Source organism: Dactylosporangium sp. NBC_01737 (genome assembly GCF_035963215.1).
Classification (GTDB): Bacteria; Actinomycetota; Actinomycetes; order Mycobacteriales; family Micromonosporaceae; genus Dactylosporangium.
Genome location: NZ_CP109153.1, coordinates 4,247,699 through 4,266,332, shown reverse-complemented (window position 1 = coordinate 4,266,332; position 18,634 = coordinate 4,247,699). Strand labels below are relative to the sequence as shown.

At 72.8% G+C, this 18,634-nt stretch carries 19 protein-coding genes; 7 read left to right on the top strand and 12 right to left on the bottom strand.

Going from position 1 to position 18,634, the window contains the following annotated elements:
• Positions 1–77 precede the first annotated feature (77 nt).
• Positions 78–701 carry a TIGR03085 family metal-binding protein gene (locus tag OHA72_RS19330; protein WP_327009198.1) on the top strand — a complete coding sequence of 208 codons (624 nt, stop codon included), beginning with the start codon at positions 78–80 and terminating at the stop codon, positions 699–701.
• A gap of 171 nt (positions 702–872) precedes the next feature.
• Positions 873–2,708: an AMP-dependent synthetase/ligase gene (locus OHA72_RS19325; protein ID WP_327009197.1), complete on the top strand. Its 1,836-nt coding sequence runs from the start codon at positions 873–875 to the stop codon at positions 2,706–2,708.
• A 279-nt stretch (positions 2,709–2,987) separates the two neighbouring features.
• Here the strand turns inward: OHA72_RS19325 and yczR are convergent, their stop codons facing one another.
• Positions 2,988–4,415: a MocR-like transcription factor YczR gene (yczR, locus tag OHA72_RS19320; protein WP_442788727.1), complete on the bottom strand. Its 1,428-nt coding sequence runs from the start codon at positions 4,413–4,415 to the stop codon at positions 2,988–2,990.
• Positions 4,416–4,509: 94 nt separating this feature from the next.
• Here yczR and yczE point away from each other — a divergent pair, with 94 nt between their 5' ends.
• Positions 4,510–5,163, top strand: a complete 654-nt coding sequence (gene yczE / locus OHA72_RS19315; protein ID WP_327009195.1) for a membrane protein YczE — start codon at positions 4,510–4,512, stop codon at positions 5,161–5,163.
• Here the strand turns inward: yczE and OHA72_RS19310 are convergent.
• Positions 5,093–6,010: an EamA family transporter gene (locus tag OHA72_RS19310; protein ID WP_327009194.1), complete on the bottom strand. Its 918-nt coding sequence runs from the start codon at positions 6,008–6,010 to the stop codon at positions 5,093–5,095. The two genes, yczE and OHA72_RS19310, sit on opposite strands and share 71 nt — an antisense overlap.
• Positions 6,011–6,082: 72 nt before the next feature.
• On the opposite strand from OHA72_RS19310, the gene OHA72_RS19305 reads away from it, so the two are divergent.
• Entirely contained in the window at positions 6,083–7,009 is a 927-nt protein-coding gene (locus OHA72_RS19305) for a LysR family transcriptional regulator (RefSeq protein ID WP_327009193.1), read from the top strand.
• An 88-nt stretch (positions 7,010–7,097) separates the two neighbouring features.
• Positions 7,098–7,586, top strand: coding sequence for a hypothetical protein (locus tag OHA72_RS19300; RefSeq protein WP_327009192.1), 489 nt, complete (start codon positions 7,098–7,100; stop codon positions 7,584–7,586).
• A 1,230-nt stretch (positions 7,587–8,816) separates the two neighbouring features.
• On the opposite strand, the gene hisF is transcribed toward OHA72_RS19300, so the two are convergent.
• Genes hisF through OHA72_RS19255 form a run of 9 tightly spaced genes read right to left on the bottom strand, consistent with a single transcriptional unit; the run spans position 8,817 to position 15,145 of the window.
• Positions 8,817–9,578, bottom strand: coding sequence for an imidazole glycerol phosphate synthase subunit HisF (hisF, locus tag OHA72_RS19295; protein WP_327009191.1), 762 nt, complete (start codon positions 9,576–9,578; stop codon positions 8,817–8,819).
• Positions 9,579–9,612: 34 nt separating this feature from the next.
• Positions 9,613–10,341, bottom strand: coding sequence for a bifunctional 1-(5-phosphoribosyl)-5-((5-phosphoribosylamino)methylideneamino)imidazole-4-carboxamide isomerase/phosphoribosylanthranilate isomerase PriA (priA, locus tag OHA72_RS19290; RefSeq protein ID WP_327009190.1), 729 nt, complete (start codon positions 10,339–10,341; stop codon positions 9,613–9,615).
• Positions 10,342–10,371: 30 nt separating this feature from the next.
• Positions 10,372–10,686, bottom strand: a complete 315-nt coding sequence (locus OHA72_RS19285; protein WP_327009189.1) for a hypothetical protein — start codon at positions 10,684–10,686, stop codon at positions 10,372–10,374.
• Complete coding sequence (gene hisH / locus OHA72_RS19280; RefSeq protein WP_327009188.1) at positions 10,679–11,302, bottom strand: imidazole glycerol phosphate synthase subunit HisH; 624 nt, start codon at positions 11,300–11,302, stop codon at positions 10,679–10,681. Before hisH ends, OHA72_RS19285 begins: the two co-directional genes overlap by 8 nt.
• 10 nt (positions 11,303–11,312) lie before the next feature.
• Entirely contained in the window at positions 11,313–11,456 is a 144-nt protein-coding gene (locus OHA72_RS19275; protein ID WP_327009187.1) for a CG2302 family histidine operon protein, read from the bottom strand.
• A complete protein-coding gene (gene hisB / locus OHA72_RS19270) occupies positions 11,453–12,067 on the bottom strand; it encodes an imidazoleglycerol-phosphate dehydratase HisB (protein ID WP_327009186.1) in 615 nt (204 codons plus the stop codon). The genes OHA72_RS19275 and hisB overlap by 4 nt, the downstream gene beginning before the upstream one ends.
• Positions 12,068–12,092: 25 nt before the next feature.
• The gene (locus OHA72_RS19265; RefSeq protein ID WP_327009185.1) at positions 12,093–13,169 is read right to left on the bottom strand and encodes a histidinol-phosphate transaminase; all 1,077 of its coding nucleotides are present in this window, start codon (positions 13,167–13,169) and stop codon (positions 12,093–12,095) included.
• Positions 13,166–14,458 (bottom strand): histidinol dehydrogenase, encoded by a 1,293-nt coding sequence (gene hisD, locus OHA72_RS19260; RefSeq protein WP_327009184.1) that lies wholly within the window; start codon positions 14,456–14,458, stop codon positions 13,166–13,168. Before hisD ends, OHA72_RS19265 begins: the two co-directional genes overlap by 4 nt.
• 30 nt (positions 14,459–14,488) lie before the next feature.
• Positions 14,489–15,145, bottom strand: coding sequence for a TetR/AcrR family transcriptional regulator (locus OHA72_RS19255; RefSeq protein WP_327009183.1), 657 nt, complete (start codon positions 15,143–15,145; stop codon positions 14,489–14,491).
• A gap of 93 nt (positions 15,146–15,238) precedes the next feature.
• On the opposite strand from OHA72_RS19255, the gene OHA72_RS19250 reads away from it, so the two are divergent.
• Positions 15,239–16,348 carry an epoxide hydrolase family protein gene (locus tag OHA72_RS19250; protein ID WP_327009182.1) on the top strand — a complete coding sequence of 370 codons (1,110 nt, stop codon included), beginning with the start codon at positions 15,239–15,241 and terminating at the stop codon, positions 16,346–16,348.
• A gap of 34 nt (positions 16,349–16,382) precedes the next feature.
• Positions 16,383–17,123: an LON peptidase substrate-binding domain-containing protein gene (locus tag OHA72_RS19245; protein WP_327009181.1), complete on the top strand. Its 741-nt coding sequence runs from the start codon at positions 16,383–16,385 to the stop codon at positions 17,121–17,123.
• Positions 17,124–17,459: 336 nt separating this feature from the next.
• Here the strand turns inward: OHA72_RS19245 and OHA72_RS19240 are convergent, their stop codons facing one another.
• The gene (locus tag OHA72_RS19240; RefSeq protein WP_327009180.1) at positions 17,460–18,578 is read right to left on the bottom strand and encodes a DUF2567 domain-containing protein; all 1,119 of its coding nucleotides are present in this window, start codon (positions 18,576–18,578) and stop codon (positions 17,460–17,462) included.
• Positions 18,579–18,634: the final 56 nt, after the last annotated feature.

Below are 18,634 nucleotides of genomic sequence, written 5' to 3'. Positions count from 1 at the left end.
CGCCCCGGCCGCTTGCAACCTTACCGACGGGGTACGACAGAAAACGGCCCTGACGGAACCCCGCTAGCGTTACGTTCATGACTTCCTTCGCGCGGGCCGAGCGCCTGGCGCTCGCCGACACCCTCCTCGCCGCCGGTCCGGACGCGCCGACGCTCTGCGACGGCTGGGCGACCCGCGACCTCGCCGCGCATCTGGTGCTGCGGGAGCGCCGCCCGGACGCGGCCGCCGGCATCCTGATCACGGCGGTGCAGCGCCATACGAAGCAGGTCCAGGACCGCCTGGCCGCGGGCGACTACGCGGCACTGGTCGGCAAGGTCCGCAGGCCGGCCCTGTGGGTGCGCCCGGCGTTCGCCGACGAGGCCGTCAACATCACCGAGTTCCTCGTCCACCACGAGGACGTGCGCCGCGCCGCGCCGGGCTGGACCCCGCGCGCTCTCGACGCCGCGTACGAGCAGGCCCTCGCCGGCCGCCTCAAGCAGTCGGCGCGCCTGTCGACCCGCCGCTTCCCGGCCGCGATCACGGTCGAGCCGCAGCACGGCACACCGTTCACCGTCGGCAAGGGCGGCGACGAGCTGCACGTACACGGGAAACCGTCGGAACTGCTCCTGTTCTTCACCGGACGGCAGGCGGCAGCGGACGTCACCGTGACCGGTCCGGACGCCCTCGCGGACAGGCTCAAGGGCGCCCGCCTCGGATTGTGACGCGGCAGCCGCGCTGGGTCTTGAATCTGGTTCCAGACAAGGGATTGAGCATTCCACTACGTTTCGGTTTCGGGTCTAGCCGGTAACGCGACCGACCATTTACCCTCCAGTAACCGACGGGACGTGATGCCAGTCACCGTTACGTCCACGCCAGCCCCGGAGGCCTTCCACATGACCAAGCGGCTCGAACTGCCCTACCGCTCGATCCCGGACATGTTCCTGCACCGCGTGGCCGAGACCCCGGACAAGCGGGCGTTCGGCAAGCCCGCCGACGACGACGCCGGCGACCCCGTCTGGCTCACCTGGCGCGAGGTCGACGAGCAGGCCCGCGCGATCGCGGCCGGCCTCACCACGCTCGGCGTGCAGCCCGAGGACCGCGTCGGCATCCTGGCCAACACCCGCCTGGACTGGATCCTCGCCGACCTCGGCATCATGCTCGCCGGCGCGGCCACCACCACGGTGTACCCGACGACCGAGCCCGAGGACGCGGTCTACATCGTCGCCGACTCCGGCTCGAAGGTGCTGTTCGCCGAGAACGCCGCGCAGGCCGCCAAGCTCGACGGCGCCGACCTGCCCGACCTGGTCGCGATCGTGCTCATCGACGGCGTCCCCGGCGGCGGCGAGCACACGAAGACCCTGTCGCTGGCCCAGCTGGAGGACGCCGGGCGCGCGGCGCTCAAGAACGACCCGGAGCTCATCGAGCGGATCGTCGCCGGCATCCAGGGCGACCAGCTCGCCACCCTGATCTACACCTCCGGCACGACCGGGCGCCCCAAGGGCGTCGAGCTGATGCACCTCGGCTGGGTCTGGCAGGGCTACACCCAGGTCGACATGGGCCTGCTGACCGCCGACGACCTGCAGTACCTGTGGCTGCCGCTGTCGCACTCGTTCGGCAAGACCCTGCTGTGCGGGATCGTGTACGTCGGGCTCCCCACGTACGTCGACGGCCGCGTCGACAAGCTCATCGACAACCTCGGCAAGATCCAGCCGACGATCATGTGCGCCGCGCCCCGGGTCTTCGAGAAGGTCTACAACCGGGTCGTCACCGGCGCGCAGGCCGACGGCGGCGCCAAGTGGAAGATCTTCACCTGGGCGGTGAAGGTCGGCAAGCAGGCCTCCGCGGAGCGCCTCGCCGGCCGGCAGCCCGGCGGCATGCTCAAGGTCCAGGCCGGCGTCGCCGACAAGCTGGTCTTCAGCAAGCTCCGCGCCCGCCTCGGCGGCAAGATGCGCGCCATGGTGTCCGGCTCCGCGCCGCTGTCCAAGGAGATCGGCGAGTTCTTCTTCGCCGCCGGCCTGCCGATCCTGGAGGGCTACGGCCTGACCGAGACGTCCGCCGGCTCGTTCGTCAACCGCGAGGCCACGCCCCGCATCGGCACCGTCGGCCAGCCCCTCGGCGACCTGGAGGCCAAGCTCGACACCGACGGCGAGGTCCTGCTCAAGGGCACACCGATCATGCGCGGCTACCACAACCTGCCCGACGAGACCGCCGCCGCCTTCACCGAGGACGGCTGGTTCCGCACCGGCGACATCGGCGAGTTCGACGCCGACGGCTACCTGCGCATCACCGACCGCAAGAAGGACCTGATCAAGACCTCCGGTGGCAAGTACGTCGCGCCGAGCCACATCGAGGGCCTGTTCAAGTCGGTCTGCCCGTACACCTCCCAGTGCATCGTCGTGGGCCAGGCCCGCAACTACGTCACGATGCTGGTCAGCCTCGACCCCGACGCCATCAAGGGCTGGGCGGAAGGCACACCGCTGGCGGGGAAGTCCTATGACGAGATCGCCGCGTCACCCGAGGCGCACGCCCTCGTCGAGGGCTACGTCAAGGAGCTCAACACCAGGCTCAACCGCTGGGAGACGGTGAAGAAGTTCACCATCCTCAGCCGCGACCTCTCCATCGAGGACGGCGAGCTCACACCGTCGCTCAAGGTCAAGCGACGTGTGGTCGAGAAGTCCTTCGCATCGGACATCGACCGCATGTATGCGGGGTCGCTCGCCGAACTCTGATCACACCCCACAGTGTCATGGCCTCCGGGATCCGCCATCCCGGGGGCCATGACGCTTTTGCAAGCAGGAGCGCACTGCTCCGGTCCGTCGTGGGCACGCGCCGTCGCTCCCGTCAGCCACCGGTCGGCCGTGAACGGCCTCCCTGCCACCTCCGCGCACAGTTGCGCGGCCGCGACCTCCGGCCGCGACAGGCCCGCGGCCGTGAACGGCCGCGACGCGACCTGACGGCCGCGAACACCCCGCTTTCCCGCCGGTGCGGCACGCAGGAGCAGTGCGGTGTCAGGCGACGACGACCGGCGACGACCAGGCGTGCCGGCGCGGGCGGTCCAGGTCGGCGCGGGCGGCGGCGAGCCGGCGGACCGCCTCGACCAGGTCCGCCTCCGGCAGCGTGTACGGCAGCCGCAGGAACCGCTCCATCGTCCCGTCCGCACCGAACCTCGGCCCCGGCGCGACCCGCACCCCGAGCTCCTCCGCGGCCCGGGCCAGGGCGCTGGACACGGGCGCGTCGAGCTCGACCCACAGCACCATGCCGCCGCCCGGCAGGACGAAGCGCCAGTCGGGCACCTCGGCGCGCAGCGCGGCGGCGAGCGTGTCCCGGCGCGCGAGGAGCTGCCGGCGGCGGGCGGTGACGATCGCCTCCCGGCGGCGCAGCAGCTGCACGGCGACGAGCTGGTCGAGCACCGGCGAGGCCATGTCGACGCCGACCCGGGCGGCCGCGAGCCGGGCGATCAGCGGCGCCGCGCCGCGCACCCAGCCGATGCGCAGGCCACCCCAGTACGGCTTGCTCATGCCGCCGATCGTGAGCACCCGGGCGCTGCGGTCGAACGCGGCCACCGACGGCGGCATCACGACGTCGTCGAGGGCCAGGTCGACGAACGACTCGTCGATGATGAGGTCGGTGCCGGCGGCGTGCGCGGCGGACGGCAGCCGCTCCCGCAGCGCCGTCTGCATGAGGTGGCCGGTCGGGTTGTGGAAGTCCGGGATGAGGTACGCGACCCGCGCCTGCGCCGCACGGACCGTCGAGAGCAGCAGGTCCTCGTCCCAGCCGTCGGGGCCGATCGCGTAGGCGCTGATCCGGGCGCGGCTGGCGGTGAAGGCGCTCAGCGCGTTCGGATACGTGGGCGTCTCGACCAGGGCCCGCTGCCCCGGCGCGACGAGCAGCCGCAGCAGCAGGTCGAGGGCCTGCTGGACGCCGCCGGTGACCATGACCTGGTCAGGGTCGGTCGGCAGGCCCCGCTCGGTGTAGCAGGCGGCGATCGCCTCGCGGAGCACCGGCAGCCCCATCGGCTGGTATCCGGCGCCGAGTGTGTAAGGGGCGAGGTCGGCGACGGCCTCCGTGGCCGCCTCGGCGAGCTCCGCGGGGGCGGGCATCGCGGCGCAGCCGAGGTCGATGAGGTCGGCGTCGTCGCTCGGCGTCCACAGCCCGGACGTGCCGACGCGGTGGCCGGCGGGCAGCGCGGTCCAGCTGCCGGCGCCGCGGCGGCTGCTGAGGTGGCCGCTGTCGCGCAGCTCACGGTAGGCGGCGGTGACGGTGGTCCGGCTGATGCCGAGCGCGGCGGCGAGCTCACGCTCCGCGGGCAGCCGCACGCCCAGTGCCAGGCGGCCGTCGATGAGCAGGCCACGCACGGCGTTGGCGAGCACCACGTATTCGGGGCGGCGGCCGGCGGGGCCACGCACGCCGACGGCGACCTGCCAGGCGTTGAGCATGCGGGCCAGTTGCGCGCCGCGGACGATCGCTGACAAGGCCAGTCCCCCTCAATTGGCTCTTTGCACGGGATGGATTGGCCCTAGGGTGGCATGCATGGACGCCCCAGGCAAGACCAATCCCATCCCCCTGCGCCACCGTTTCGGGCGTCGCTTCGTGCAGTTGCAGGCCGGTCTGCTGGTGTACGGGCTGAGCCTCGCCCTCCTGGTCCGGGCGCACCTGGGGCTGGACCCCTGGGACGTGTTCCAGCAGGGGATCTCCCGACATACCGGGCTGAGCTTCGGCACGGTGGTCTGCGCGGTCGGCGCGCTCGTGCTGCTGCTGTGGATCCCGCTGCGCCAGCGGCCGGGGCTCGGCACGATCAGCAACGTCGTGGTCATCGGCGTCGCCGCCGACCTGGCGCTGCGCGTCGTGCCGGACGCCGGGGCGTGGTGGCTGCGCGGCGCGCTGATGGTCGGCGGCGTGGTGCTCAACGCGGCCGCGACCGGCCTGTACATCGGCGCGCGGATGGGACCCGGCCCGCGCGACGGCCTCATGACCGGCCTGTCGCAGCGCTTCGGCTGGCTGTCGATCCGGGTCGCGCGCACCTCGATCGAGGTGACCGTGCTCGCCGCCGGGTTCCTGCTCGGCGGCTCCGTGGGCGTCGCGACCGTGCTGTACGCGTTCGGCATCGGGCCGCTCACGCAGCTGTTCCTACCGCTGTTCGCGGTCCGGGATCCTGCGCCGGCGGCGATTCCCGCACTGGCCTGAGCCGCACCGCGCCCAGCAGCACACCGCCGAGGATGGCGGCGCCGCCGGCGGCGTCGTACCAGTGGATGCGCTCACCGAGCAGCACCGCCGAGGACACGATGGCGAACACCGGGGCCAGGGCCGCGAACGGCGCCACCGTCCCGGCGTCGTAGCGGGCGATGAGCCGCCCCCACACGCCGAAGCCGAACAGCGTGCTCAGGTACGCGATGTACGCGATCGCACCGGCGGCCGTGAAATCCAGGCCGGCCAGGGTGCGCCAGACCTCGGCCGGCCCGTCGACGGCGAGGGTCAGCAGCACCAGCGGCGGGGTCGCGACCGCACTGACCCACACCATGAAGTTGAGCATGTTGGTCGCCTTCGCCTTACGCATCGCGATGTTGGCCAGCCCCCAGGCCGCGCCGGCCGCGACGACCAGCAGGAACGCGCCAAGCGGCCGGTCCAGCCCGAGCTGCGAGGCGATCAGCACGATCCCCGCCCCGGACAGGGCGACCCCGGCGACGCGCCGCTTGCCCGGCCGGTCGCGCAGCAGTACCACGGCGAACACCAATGTGAAGATCACCTGGCTCTGCAGGACCAGCGCCGACAGCCCCGCCGGCAGCCCGGCCGCCATCCCGGCGAACAGCAGCGAGAACTTCACCACGCCCAGCGCCACGCCGGTCGCGATCACCCACCGCCACGGCACCTTCGGCCGGCCGACCAGCAGCACCGCGGGCAGCGCCGCCACCCCGAAGCGCAGCGCGCAGAACAGCAGCGGCGACATGCTGGACAGCCCCACGTGGATGACGACGAAGTTCACGCCCCAGATCGCCGAGACGAGGATCGCCAGGGCGACGTCACGATGCTTCATGCCCCGATCGTCGGCGCACCCAACCGTGAAGCACCATCGAAAGGTTCTACAACATCGTTGTAGTATCGCTTCATGCTTGACCTGCCACGGCTCCAGGCGCTGCGGGCCGTGGCCACGTTCGGCACGGTCACGGCCGCCGCCGGAGCCCTGCACTGCACGCCGTCGGCGATCTCCCAGCACCTCGCGAAGCTGGAACGCGAGACCAGGAGCACACTCGTGGAGAAGGACGGGCGCCGGTTGCGGCTCACCGAGGCCGGCCGGGTCCTCGCCGAGCACGCCGGGCGGATCCTCGCCGTCGTCGAGGAGGCCGAGGCCGCCCTCGCCGCGCATCAGGAGACCGTGTCCGGGCACCTGAGCATCGCCTCGTTCCCGACCGCGTGCCGCGGCCTGCTGCCGCACGCCCTGCGCAGCCTCGCCGTCGACCACCCGCTGCTGGAGCCGACCCTGCAGGAGGGCGACCGGGAGGCCGGCTTCGACGGCATCCTGCGCGGCACCATCGACGTGGCCGTCATCGACGAGTGGCTCGACATGCCCGCCACGTTCCCCGCCGGGCTGGCCAGTCTCGAGCTCGGCCTCGACGTCGGCGACCTGATCCTGCCCGTCGACCATCCCCTGGCCGCCGCGACCGGCCCCGTCGAGCTGGACCTGCTGCGCGGCGAGCGGTGGATCGCCTCGAAGCCCGGCACCGTCTGCCACGAGTGGCTGCAGCGGATGCTGCCCGGCGCCCGCCCCACGATCCTGGTCAACGAGTTCGAGACCCAGCTGACGTTCGTGGCCGAACGCCTCGGCGTCGCCTTCGTCCCCCGGCTCGCCCGCAGCACCCTCCCGCCCGGCGTCGTGGCCCGCCCGATCACCCCCGAGGCGGCCCGCCGCGTCAGCGTCGTCTGGCGCGCCGCCTCGGGCGGCCGCCCCGCGATCGGCGCGACCGTCGCCGCCCTGCGCGAGGCCTGGTCACACCGCGACCACTGGGCCGGCGACCTGTCCATTCACGTCGTATAACCCCAGCTCAGCAGCAGTTTCACCGCGTGATCATTCACTCACTCGATTCACTTCTGCGCGTTTCGTCGGCGCCCCTTACATTGATGTCATGGCCATCTTCGGACGCACCCGCACAGCCACCGGCGCAGGCGTCCTGGCGACGCTGCTACTCGTCCTGATCTTCGGCAACCAGATCTTCACCGAATGGGCCGACCGCCACGCCGACACCGACACGGTGTGGGGCTGGTTCCTCAAGCTGCTCACCTGGCCACGCTGGTGGCTCGTGCCCCGCGACGACTCCGGCAACGCCGCCCGCGAGCTCCTGGCCAACGACCTCAAGGCCCTCCTACTGGTCCTGTTCACAGCCCTGATCCTCGCCATCGCCGGCCGCTCCATCGTCACCGGCGGCGGCGCCTTCATCCTCGGCTGGGCGTCGCTGATCTTCGGAGCGGCGCTCGCGGCCTTCGCCACCGACTTCATCACCGCCAACCCGACCCTGCTGAGCGCGTTCGCCGCCGCAGCAGCCGCCGCCGGCTACGGCCTGTTCGTCGGCTGGATCGTCGGCATCGCCGTCACCACCGGCAAACGCGGCGACTGACCCCATCCCCCGCGCCAGGACCGCCTTTGATCGAAGGACGGTCCTGGCCACAACCGCCCCCGTCCTTCGATCACGCCAACGGAGCGACCGGCAGCCACCTCCCCGGGACGAGCCGTAGGACGAGCGGGATGGACGGACGCCGCCGCGAACACGGGCACCGACCCACGTCTCCGCGGAGCACAGCAACCTGAGCTTCCTCGGCTTTTGGAGCGGTTTGCCCCCGCCTCACCTCGGCACACCTGCGGCAGAACCCCCGTTGATCGAAGGACAGCCCTGGCCGCCATCACAACCGGACCCGTCCTTCGATCACGGCGACGAGACAAGCCGCGAACGCCACGCCGGACAAAAGCCGCATCCAGGCAACCGAGACCTTTCCGTACACGTGCGTGCAGCCGCCGCGCGTGCCGGGGACGGACGCCGCGCATGCCGGGACCGCACAACCCGGGGGTCAGGGCCACCGGCGGCCCGCGCCGGGCGGTCCCGGCGCAGCCGCACGACACGCAGGTCAGGCCACCCGCCGCCCGCGCCGGAACCGCACAACACCCGGGTCAGGCCACCCGCCGCCCGCGCCGCAGCCGCACAACACCCGGGTCAGGCCACCCGCCGCCCGCGCCGCAGCCGCACAACACCCGGGTCAGGCCACCCGCTGCCCGCGCCGGAACCGCACAACACCCGGGTCAGGCCACCCGCCGCCCGCGCCGGAACCGCACAACACCCGGGTCAGGCCACCCGCCGCCCGCGCCGCAGCCGCACAACACCCGGGTCAGGCCACCCGCCGCCCGCGCCGCAGCCGCACAACACCCGGGTCAGGCCACCCGCCGCGCAGGCCGGAACCGCACGACGCGGGTCAGGGCGAACACCCGCCGCCCGTGCCAGAGGCAAACGACGCACCGGGCCGCACGACACGCAAGTCAGGGCCGCCCACCGCACACGCCGCAGTTGCACACCCCGCAGCCGCACGACACGCGGATCACGAACGCCCGCCGCGCGTGCCGGAGCCGCACGACGCACATACCGGGCCTGCAAAACGCGCAGCTCAGGGCCCGCGCTTCGCACGACGAGGCACACCGCGCACGCCGCAGCCGCACAACACCCGGGTCAGGGCGGACGCCGCGCAGGCCGGAGCCGCACGACGCGTAGGTCACGACTGCCCGCCGCGCGGGGCGGAGGCGGACGACGCGCATGCCCGGGGCTGGACGACGTGCGGGGCAGGGGCGGGCGGTGTGCGGGTCAGCGGACCGGGTGGCCGGCCTCGCGCAGTGAGGTCTTCACGTCACCGATGGACAGGTCGCCGAAGTGGAAGACGCTGGCGGCAAGGACGGCGTCGGCGCCTGATGCGACCGCCGGGGCGAAGTGCTCCAGGGCGCCGGCGCCGCCGCTGGCGATGACCGGGATGGTCACGACCGCGCGGACGGCCTGGATGAGCTCCAGGTCGAAGCCGTCCTTGGTGCCGTCGGCATCCATCGAGTTGAGCAGGATCTCGCCCGCGCCGAGCTCGGCGACCCGCGCGGCCCACTCGACCGCGTCGAGGCCCGCGCCGCGGCGGCCGCCGTGGGTGGTGACCTCGAACCCGCTGGGCTGGCCGGCGGCGCGGCGGACGTCGAGGGAGAGGGTCAGGACCTGGTTGCCGAAGCGTTCGGCGATCTCGGCGATGAGCTCGGGCCGGGCGATCGCGGCCGTGTTGACGCCGACCTTGTCCGCGCCGGCGCGCAGCAGGGTGTCGACGTCGGACACGGCGCGGACGCCGCCGCCGACGGTGAGCGGGATGAACACCGTCTCGGCGGTGCGGCGGACCACGTCGAGCATGGTGGACCGCCCGTCGGACGAGGCGGTCACGTCGAGGAAGACCAGCTCGTCGGCGCCCGCCGCGTCATACGCGGCGCCGAGCTCGACGGGGTCGCCGGCGTCGCGGAGGTTGACGAAGTTGACCCCCTTGACCACGCGGCCGGCGTCGACGTCCAGGCACGGGATGACCCGCACGGCCACGCTCATGCCGCCGCCCCAGCTGCGTTGCGCTGCAAATCGCTCACACCGTCTCCTGCAGGACCTTGAGGGCCTCGGTCACGTCGAACGCGCCCGCATACAGGGCCTTGCCGACGATGACGCCTTCGACGCCGGCCGGTTCGAGGGCGGCGAGCTGGCGCAGGTCGTCGAGCTTGGAGACGCCGCCGCTGGCGATGACCGGCTTCTTGGTGCGGCCGGTGACCTCCAGCAGGAGGGTCAGATTGGGACCGGTGAGGGTGCCGTCGCGCATGACGTCGGTGACGACATACCGGGCGCAGCCGGCCCGCTCGAGACGGTCGAGCACCTCGAACAGGTCGCCGCCCTCCTTCGTCCAGCCGCGCGCGGCGAGCTGGTGGCCGCGCACGTCGAGACCGACCGCGACCTGGTCGCCATACGTGGCGCAGACGTGGTCGCACCACTCGGGGTTCTCCAGGGCGGCGGTGCCGAGGTTGACCCGGGTCGCGCCGGTCGACAGGGCCGCGCGCAGCGATGCCTCGTCGCGGATGCCGCCGGAGAGCTCGACCTGCACGTCGAGGCGGCGCACGACGTCGGCGAGCAGCTCCGCGTTGGAGCCCCGGCCGAACGCGGCGTCGAGGTCGACGAGGTGGATCCACTCGGCGCCCTGCCGCTGCCAGGCGAGGGCGGCCTCGAGCGGGTCACCATACGTGGTTTCGCTGCCGGCGGCACCCTGGACGAGACGGACCGCCTGGCCGTCGGCGACGTCGACGGCGGGCAGGAGCTGCAGGGCCATGGTTCAAGATCCTTCGGTCAGGTTCGGCGGTCAGAGTCTGCGGTCGAGGACGAGCACGGTGAGCGCCGGGGTGGCGACGATGACGAGGGCACTGAGCCCGATCCGTGCCGCGACGGACTCGACGAGCAACCAGATCAGCGTGAGTGCCAGCAGGACGAGCAGGACGATGACGGAACGCTGCCCCCGGGAGCGACGTGCGAAGAGCTTACCGGTCCGGCCGACCTTGACCCTCGGCACCAGCCGGCGGACCGCGATCCGCCGCCGGCGGCGCTGCTCGGCCTTGAGCAGGCGCTCGGCCCGCTCGGCCTCCAGCACCGCCCGCCGCTTGGCGCGCTCCTTAGACAAGGCTGCCGAGCCAGTTGGCCAGCAGCGTCGCGCCCGCGTCGCCGGACTTCTCCGGGTGGAACTGGGTGGCGCGCAGCACCTCGGACTCGAACGCCGCGACGAACGGCTCGCCGTGCACCGTGGTCGCGACGCTGATGCCCGCGGCCCGCTGGGCGTCGATCGGGGTCGGCGCGTAGGAGTGCACGAAGTAGAAGCGGGTGTCGGCGGGCAGCCCCGCGCCGAGGACGGTGCCGGCGGGCCAGTCCACCGTGTTCCAGCCCATGTGCGGCACGACCGGGGCGTGCAGGACGGTGACGGCGCCGGGTGCGAGGCCGAGGCCCTTGGTGACCACGCCGTGCTCCTCGCCCTCCTCGAAGAGGACCTGCATGCCGACGCAGATGCCGAGGACCGGCGCGCCGACGCGGACCCGCTCGGCGATCGTCGGTCCGGCGGCGAGCTCGTCGATGCCGGCCATGCAGGCCGCATACGCACCGACGCCGGGCACGACCAGGCCGTCGGCGCGGGCCGCCTTGCCGAGGTCGGACGTGACCTCGACGTCGGCGCCGACCCTGGCGACGGCCCGCTCGGCGGAGCGCAGGTTGCCCGAGCCGTAGTCGAGGATGACCACCTTCTTCATGCCGTCCCCTTTACAGCCAGAGCAGGCCGCCGGCCGCTGACAGCGCGGCGAGCAGCAGCGTGATCACGAACGGGACCTTGGACGTGCTCTGCTGCCGCAGCGTGATCGCGCCGCCGACCAGCAGCCCGGCGAGCCCGAGCAGGACGATGCTCACAGGGCGCCCTTGGTGCTGGGCACCACGCCGGCGTTGCGGGGGTCGAGCGCGCACGCCTGGCGCAGTGCCCGGGCGACCGCCTTGAACTGCGCCTCGACGATGTGGTGCGCGTCGGGCTGGGCGCCGTGCCGGCCGGCGCGCAGGATGCTGACGTGCAGCGTCACCCGGGCCGAGTGGGCGAAGGACTCCCAGATGTGGCGGGTCAGGCTGGTCGGGTAGTTGCCGCCGATGTGCGGGGCGATGTTCGCCGGCTCGTCGTGCACCATGTAGGGCCGGCCGGACAGGTCGACGACCGCGGAGGCGAGCACCTCGTCGAGCGGGACCTGGGCATTGCCATACCGGGTGACGCCGGCCTTGTCGCCGAGCGCCTCGGCGAACGCGGCGCCGAGCGCCAGCGCGGTGTCCTCAACCGTGTGGTGCGCGTCGATCTCGAGGTCGCCGACGGTGGCGACCCGCAGGTCGAACCCGCCGTGCTTGGCGATCTGGTTGAGCATGTGGTCGTAGAAACCCACGCCGGTGGAGATCTCGCCGATCCCGGTGCCGTCGAGGTCGAGCTCCACGGAGACCTTGGTCTCCTTGGTGACCCGCTCGATCTTGGCGGTGCGACTCACAGCGACTCCTCCAGTGCGTTGCTACTCACAGCAACTCCTCCAGTGCGTTCAGGAAAGCGTCGGTCTCCTCGGGCGTGCCGGCGGTGACCCGCAGCCATCCGGGGACGCCCACGTCGCGGATCAGCACACCGCGGTCGAGCAGCGCCTGCCAGATCCCCTTGCTGTCGTCGCGGGGCGCGCCGAACAGCACGAAGTTGGCGTCGCTGTCGGCGACCCGCAGCCCCCAGCCGCGCAGCGTCGCCACGATCCGGTCCCGCTGGGCCTTGACCGCGTCGACGGTCGACAGCAGCGCGGCGGTGTGCGCGAGCGCGGCCCGCGCGGCGGCCTGGGTGAGCGCCGACAGGTGATAGGGCAGCCGCACCAGCTGCACCGCGTCGACGACGGCGGGTCCGGCGGCCAGATAGCCGACCCGCCCGCCGGCCAGGGCGAACGCCTTGCTCATGGTGCGGGTGACGACGAGGCGCGGGAACTGCTCGATCAGCGAGAGCGCGAACGGCGTGCCGGGCCGCGCGAACTCGGCGTAGGCCTCGTCGACGATCACCATGCCGTCGGCGGCGGCCGCGACGGCCCGCACCACGTCGAGGGGCAGCGCCGTGCCGGTCGGGTTGTTGGGCGAGCAGAGGATGACCACGTCGGGCCGGTGCTCGCGGACCTTCGCGACGGCGTGCTCGGCGGTCAGCGAGAAGTCGGCGTCGCGCCGCCCGTCGACCCACGCGGTGCCGGTGCCCGCGGCGAGCAGCGGGTGCATCGAATAGGACGGGGTGAAGCCCAGCGCGGTGCGGCCGGGACCGCCGAAGGTCTGCAGCAGCTGCTGCTGGATCTCGTTGGAGCCGTTGGCCGCCCACACGTTGCGCCAGGTCAGCCCGTGCTGGAGATAGGCGGCGAGGTCGGTGCGCAGCGCGACCGCGTCGCGGTCCGGGTAGCGGTTGAGGTCGCGCAGGACCGCGGAGAGCGCCTTCTCCATCTCCGCGACGGCCGCCTCGGGCAGCGGATAGGAATTCTCGTTGGTGTTGAGCCGCACGGCCACGTCGAGCTGCGGTGCCCCGTAGGGCGTCAGGCCGCGCAGCTCGTCGCGCAGCGGCAGGTCGTCAAGGGTCGTCACGATGCGAACCTCACCTTCACGGCGGCGCCGTGCGCCGGCAGGTCCTCGGCCTCGGACAGGGTGACCACGTGGTCGGCGACCTCGGCCAGGGCGTCGCGGCCATACTCGATGAGCTGCACGCCGCGCAGGAACGTCTGCGTCGACAGCCCCGAGGAGTGCCGCGCGCAGCCGCCGGTCGGCAGCACGTGGTTGGAGCCGGCGCAGTAGTCGCCGAGCGACACCGGCGACCAGGCGCCGACGAAGACGGCGCCCGCATTCCAGACGCGCTCGGCGACGGCCCGCGCGTCGCGGGTCTGGATCTCCAGGTGCTCCGCGCCGTAGGCGTCGACGACCCGCAGGCCCTGCTCCAGGTCGTCGACGATCACCGTCGCCGACTGGGTGCCGGTCAGCGCCTCGGTGACCCGCTGCAGGTGCTTGGTCGCCGCGACCTGCCGGGCGACCTCCTGCTCGACCGCCTCGACGAGCTCCATGGACGGCGTGACCAGCACGCTCGCCGCCAGGGGGTCGTGCTCGGCCTGGCTGATCAGGTCGGCGGCGACGTGCCGCGGGTCGGCGGTGTCGTCGGCGAGGATCGCGATCTCGGTCGGCCCTGCCTCGGCGTCGATGCCGACGACGCCGCGCAGCATGCGCTTCGCGGCGGTGACCCAGATGTTGCCAGGGCCGGTGATCATGTCGACCGGCTCGCAGCCCTCCTGGTCGCCATAACCGAACATCGCGATCGCCTGGGCGCCGCCGACGGCATAGACCTCGTCGACGCCGAGCAGCGCGCACGCGGCCAGGATGTTGACGTTGGGCAGGCCGGTGCCCTTCTGCGGCGGGCTGGTGACGGCGATCGACGGCACGCCCGCGACCTGGGCCGGCACCACGTTCATGATCACGCTGGACGGGTAGACGGCGAGGCCGCCCGGCACATAGAGCCCGACCCGGCGGACCGGGACCCACCGCTGGGTGACCGTGCCGCTGGTGCTCAGCAGCGTCGTCACCTCGGTGCGCCGCTGGTCGCCGTGGACCTTGCGGGCCCGCTTGATGGACTCCAGCAGCGCGGCGCGGACGGCGGGATCGAGGCCGGCCTCGGCCGCGGCGATCGCCTCGGCGGGCACCCGGAGGTCGGTCAGCTCCACCCCGTCGAGACGCCGGGTGGCGTCGCGGACCGCGCTCGCCCCATGCTCGCGGATCGCCTCGACGATCGGGCGCACCTGCTCGGTGGCGACGGAGACATCCATGGCGGCGCGGGGCAGCAGACGGCGCGGATCCGTGGTGGAGCCGCGCAGGTCGATCCGGTTCAGCACCCTTGGGAGTCTAGGCGGAACCGCTGACAATTATTCTGTCGCGTCCCGCTGTGCGGGCTGTCGGGATTGCGCCCAGCGCCAGTTCAGTTCGGCCGCGTCCGGTGGCGGCCCGGGCAGCGCGGCGGCGTCCCCGCGCCGCATCCCGTCCAGCATCAGGGCCAGGTGACGCCGCCGCAGCTCGACGGTGCGGTCGCGGTCGGGCACCCGCACCGCGGCGCACGCCTCGAGGATCAGCGTGACGTCCGCCACCACGACGTCCGGGCGCAGTCCACCGTCCTCGTGCGCCCTGGCGACCAGGCCGCCCGCGAGGGTGCCCGCCCGCACGGCGTCGGCGCTCATCTCCGGCGTGGGGGTGAACGTGCCCGCCAGGTGCACGGTCAGGGAGTGCACGTCCGCCTCGACGACGCCGCCGAGGAAGCGGACCAGCGCCGCCCACCCGTCCGGCTCCTCCGCGGCCCGCTCCGCCTCGGCGATGAAGGTGCGCAGACCGTCATGGCACAGCGTGCGCAGCAGGTCGTCCTTCCCCTTGTACCGCCGGTACAAGGCGCTGATCCCGACCCCGGCCCGCTCCGCCACGGCGGCGATCGGCGCCTTCGGGTCCTCCAGGAACACGTCGCGCGCGGCGGAGAGGATCGCGCCGTCGTTGCGGGCCGCCTGCACGCGCCGGCCGGACAGGTTCGTCGTCATGCCATCACTGTACCCCAGGACTGGAACGGATCGTTCCGGTCTGCTAGTCTCGAAACGGAACAGAACATTCCGCTCGATGCCTGGAGGCCGGCAATGATCCGCTCGTACACCGTGGACGTCCCGCAGACCGCGATCGACGACCTGCACGCCCGGCTCCGCAAGGCGCTGTGGCCCAACGAGCTGCCCGGCGTGGGCGACAGCTACGGCGTGCCGGCGGACCGCGTCCGCGCCCTCGCCGAGCACTGGCTGGAGCGGTTCGACTGGCGGGCCGTCGAGGCGCGCATCAACCGGCACCCGCAGTTCATCGCCGACATCGACGGCGAGGACATCCACTTCCTGCACATCCGCTCGCCCCGCGAGGACGCCGTACCGCTGATCCTCACCCACGGCTGGCCCGGCTCGATCATCGAGTACCTCGACGTCATCGAGCCGCTGTCACGGGACTTCCACCTGGTCATCCCGTCGTTGCCGGGCTTCGGGTTCTCCGGCCCGACCCGCAGCCGCGGCTGGAACCGGCACCGCACCGCCCGCGCCTGGAACGAGCTGATGCGCCTCCTCGGCTACGACCGCTTCGGCGCCGTCGGCAACGACGCCGGCTCGATGATCGCGCCCGAGCAGGGCCGCAACGCCCCCGACCGGGTGATCGGCGTGCACGTCACCCAGCTGTTCTCGTTCCCCAGCGGCGACCCCGCCGAGTTCGCCGCCCTCGACGAGACCGCCCACGCGGCCCTGGCGAAGCTCCAGTGGTTCTACGACAACCTCATGTCGTTCAACATCCTGCACAGCCAGCAGCCGCAGACCCTCGCGTTCGCGCTCGCCGACTCACCCGTCGGGCTGCTCGCCTGGAACGCGCAGTTGTTCGGCGCCTCGCTCGACGCGGACTTCATCCTCGCCAACGTCGCCGTGTACTGGTTCACCGGCACCGCCGCGTCGGCGATGCGGTTCTACTACGAGGACGCGCACGCCGAGGAGACCGTCAGCGGCCCCACCACCGTGCCGACGGGCCTGGCCATGTTCGCCGGGGACTTCCAGTCGATCCGCCCGTTCGCCGAGCGTGACCACTCCCGCATCGTGAGCTGGCACTCGTACGACGCGGGCCGGCCCGGCCCCGAAGGACGTGACGCCGGCGGCCACTACGCCGCCCACGAGGCCACGGACCTGCTCGTCAACGACATCCGCGAATTCTTCGCCGCGCTGCGTTGAACGGCGCCGGGTCCGCTCGGCTAGGCTTCGCCCCGTGGAGGAAGCGAACGAACCCGAGCGGACCCTCCTGCCGCTGTTCCCCCTCGGCACCGTGCTGTTCCCGGGGCTGGTCCTGCCCCTGCACGTGTTCGAGCCCCGCTACCGCACGCTCGTGCAGCACCTCGCCGAGCTGCCCGCCAGCCTCCCCCGCGAGTTCGGCGTCATCGCGATCCGCCGCGGCTGGGAGGTCGGCCGGGTCGAAGGTGAGCAGGGTGAGACGACCGACGCGTCGATCACCGCCGGCGAGGCCCTGTCGCTGTACGAGGTCGGCTGCGCGGCCGAGATCCGCCAGATGACCGAGCTCCCCGACGGCCGCTTCGACCTCATGACCGTCGGCCGGCGCCGCTTCCGGCTCCTCGCCCTCGCCCGCAACGACGCCCCGTACCTGACCGGCGAGGTCGAGTGGCTCCCCGAGCCCAAGGGCGAGCCCGACCGCGAGGAGGAACTGGCGGCGGGCGTGCTCGCGGCGTTCCAGCAGTACCTGAAGGCGGTCCGCAGCGACGACGACGGCGACGGCGAGCAGCTCCCCGACGACCCGACGGTGCTGTCGCACCTGGTCGCGGCGACCGCCTCGCTGACCCTCGAGGACCGCCAGTCACTGCTCGCCGAGCCCGACACGGTCAGCCGCCTGAAGGCCGAACGCACCCTGCTGCGCCGCGAGGCGACCCTGCTCGCCCAGGTCAGGGCGGTGCCGGTCGCGCTGTCGGACCTCGCGGTCCCCTCCAGCCCGAACTGACCCCTTCCACTGCCCGCAACCGGCTGCGCGGCGCCGCTCACCTGTCTGCCGATGGAGGCGACGGTGGCGCGTTCGCAGGGCCGGCCCCTGGTGACCCGCAGGAACGGATGTCGGGGCGCACGCCGCGGGCGCTGAGCAGGTGGCGGCCGGCAGCGTGGCGTGAGCCGATGGCCGGCCCGGAAAGACCACGGCTCGGACGGCGATCGTCATCCCAAGACGGTGCCGCGCCCGTTGCCGGTCGCTCGAACTTCCTCCGTGACCAGGCGACCGGGTGATCGGGTGCGGGTCAGGCGGGGACCGGACGCTGCCGCACCCTGAAGGGTGGGAGCGCAGGGGTCACGGAGCCTGCCAGTCCTCGCGGGCGGGGTCCGGCGGCAGGTGGGCCGGGTCGGCGGAGCCTGGCTGGGGATGCGCAGGCCCGGCAGCAGGAGCGGCGCCGGCCGGGGTGGAGGCCGCAGATCCGCCCGGGGCATCGGGCGCGCCCTGCGTGGAGGCGTGGTCCTGCTTGCGGAGGTCGAGCAGCCCGGAGGCCGGCTGACCGTTCACCGGCGGGCCGGTCGGCGCCTGGTCGCCTCCGGACGGTCCGTATGCAGCCGGACCACCCTCCGGCCAGGGACCGGAACCGAGCTGACCGACGCCGGGCCAGGGACCCGGCCCGGGCTGACCGCCGCCGTGCCAAGGCCCCGATCCGTGCTGGCCGGTGCCGGGCTGCCAAGGGCCCGGCCCGGGATCGCCGTCGCCGGGCGGAGGAGCGTAGCCGGGCTGGCCGTAGGCGGGAGGCTGGTTCGGGGCGCCGTACGGGTAGCCGGCGTAAGCGGGGTGATAAGGGTCGCCCGGCAGCGCGGGGTCCGAGTCGTAGGTCAGGGTGGGTGAGGCGTGGAAGCCGGCAAGGCCCGTGTAGACGACGGCGGCCAGGATCGCCTGGATGAGCAGTGAGCCCTGGACCCATGGGACGAAGCCATACAGCAGGCCCGAGTCGCCGGCGCGGACCTTCGCGGGGCGGAAGATGTGGGTGTCGACCGGGGCGTGCTCGACCAGGTCGAGGTAGTGCGCGTAGCCGATCTTGTTGCCGAGCCAGGCGGCGAGCGCCGCACCGGCCGCGGAGCCGACGACCAGGCCGGCGAGGATCAGCGGGCCGCGGTAGCGGCGCAGGACGATCCAGGCGACGACCGCGATCAGGATCCCGACCACCGCACCGATGATCATGAACCAGCCGTCGTCGGCGAAGTAGCCTTCGGGCTCGCCCTCGATCGGATAGGGCCCGTACGGCGTCTGGATCAGCTCGACCTCCGGAGCGATCCAGGACCAGAGCAGGCCGACGGGCGCGCCGAGCACGGTCACGACGACCGCGACGACCAGGCCGAACAGTGCCTCCAGGCCGGGTGACCGGCGCCGCGGCAGGGACGGCTTGGGCAGCTCCGGCTGGTCGATCGGCTCGATCGGGGCGATGCTCACCATCCCATCCTGCCAGGCGCCGCGTCCTTGCCCCGACCCGTGCCGCCACCACCGAC

Excerpts from the sequence above, each read along its gene's own strand:
- priA (WP_327009190.1), bottom strand. The coding sequence starts at position 10,341 with ATGGCCCTGCAGCTCCTGCCCGCCGTCGACGTCGCCGACGGCCAGGCG.
- OHA72_RS19330 (WP_327009198.1), top strand. The coding sequence starts at position 78 with ATGACTTCCTTCGCGCGGGCCGAGCGCCTGGCGCTCGCCGACACCCTC.
- OHA72_RS19310 (WP_327009194.1), bottom strand. The coding sequence starts at position 6,010 with ATGAAGCATCGTGACGTCGCCCTGGCGATCCTCGTCTCGGCGATCTGG.
- hisF (WP_327009191.1), bottom strand. The coding sequence starts at position 9,578 with ATGAGCGTGGCCGTGCGGGTCATCCCGTGCCTGGACGTCGACGCCGGC.
- hisH (WP_327009188.1), bottom strand. The coding sequence starts at position 11,302 with ATGAAGAAGGTGGTCATCCTCGACTACGGCTCGGGCAACCTGCGCTCC.
- OHA72_RS19305 (WP_327009193.1), top strand. The coding sequence starts at position 6,083 with ATGCTTGACCTGCCACGGCTCCAGGCGCTGCGGGCCGTGGCCACGTTC.
- OHA72_RS19250 (WP_327009182.1), top strand. The coding sequence starts at position 15,239 with ATGATCCGCTCGTACACCGTGGACGTCCCGCAGACCGCGATCGACGAC.
- OHA72_RS19325 (WP_327009197.1), top strand. The coding sequence starts at position 873 with ATGACCAAGCGGCTCGAACTGCCCTACCGCTCGATCCCGGACATGTTC.
- OHA72_RS19255 (WP_327009183.1), bottom strand. The coding sequence starts at position 15,145 with ATGACGACGAACCTGTCCGGCCGGCGCGTGCAGGCGGCCCGCAACGAC.
- yczR (WP_442788727.1), bottom strand. The coding sequence starts at position 4,415 with ATGCTCAACGCCTGGCAGGTCGCCGTCGGCGTGCGTGGCCCCGCCGGC.
- yczE (WP_327009195.1), top strand. The coding sequence starts at position 4,510 with ATGGACGCCCCAGGCAAGACCAATCCCATCCCCCTGCGCCACCGTTTC.
- OHA72_RS19300 (WP_327009192.1), top strand. The coding sequence starts at position 7,098 with ATGGCCATCTTCGGACGCACCCGCACAGCCACCGGCGCAGGCGTCCTG.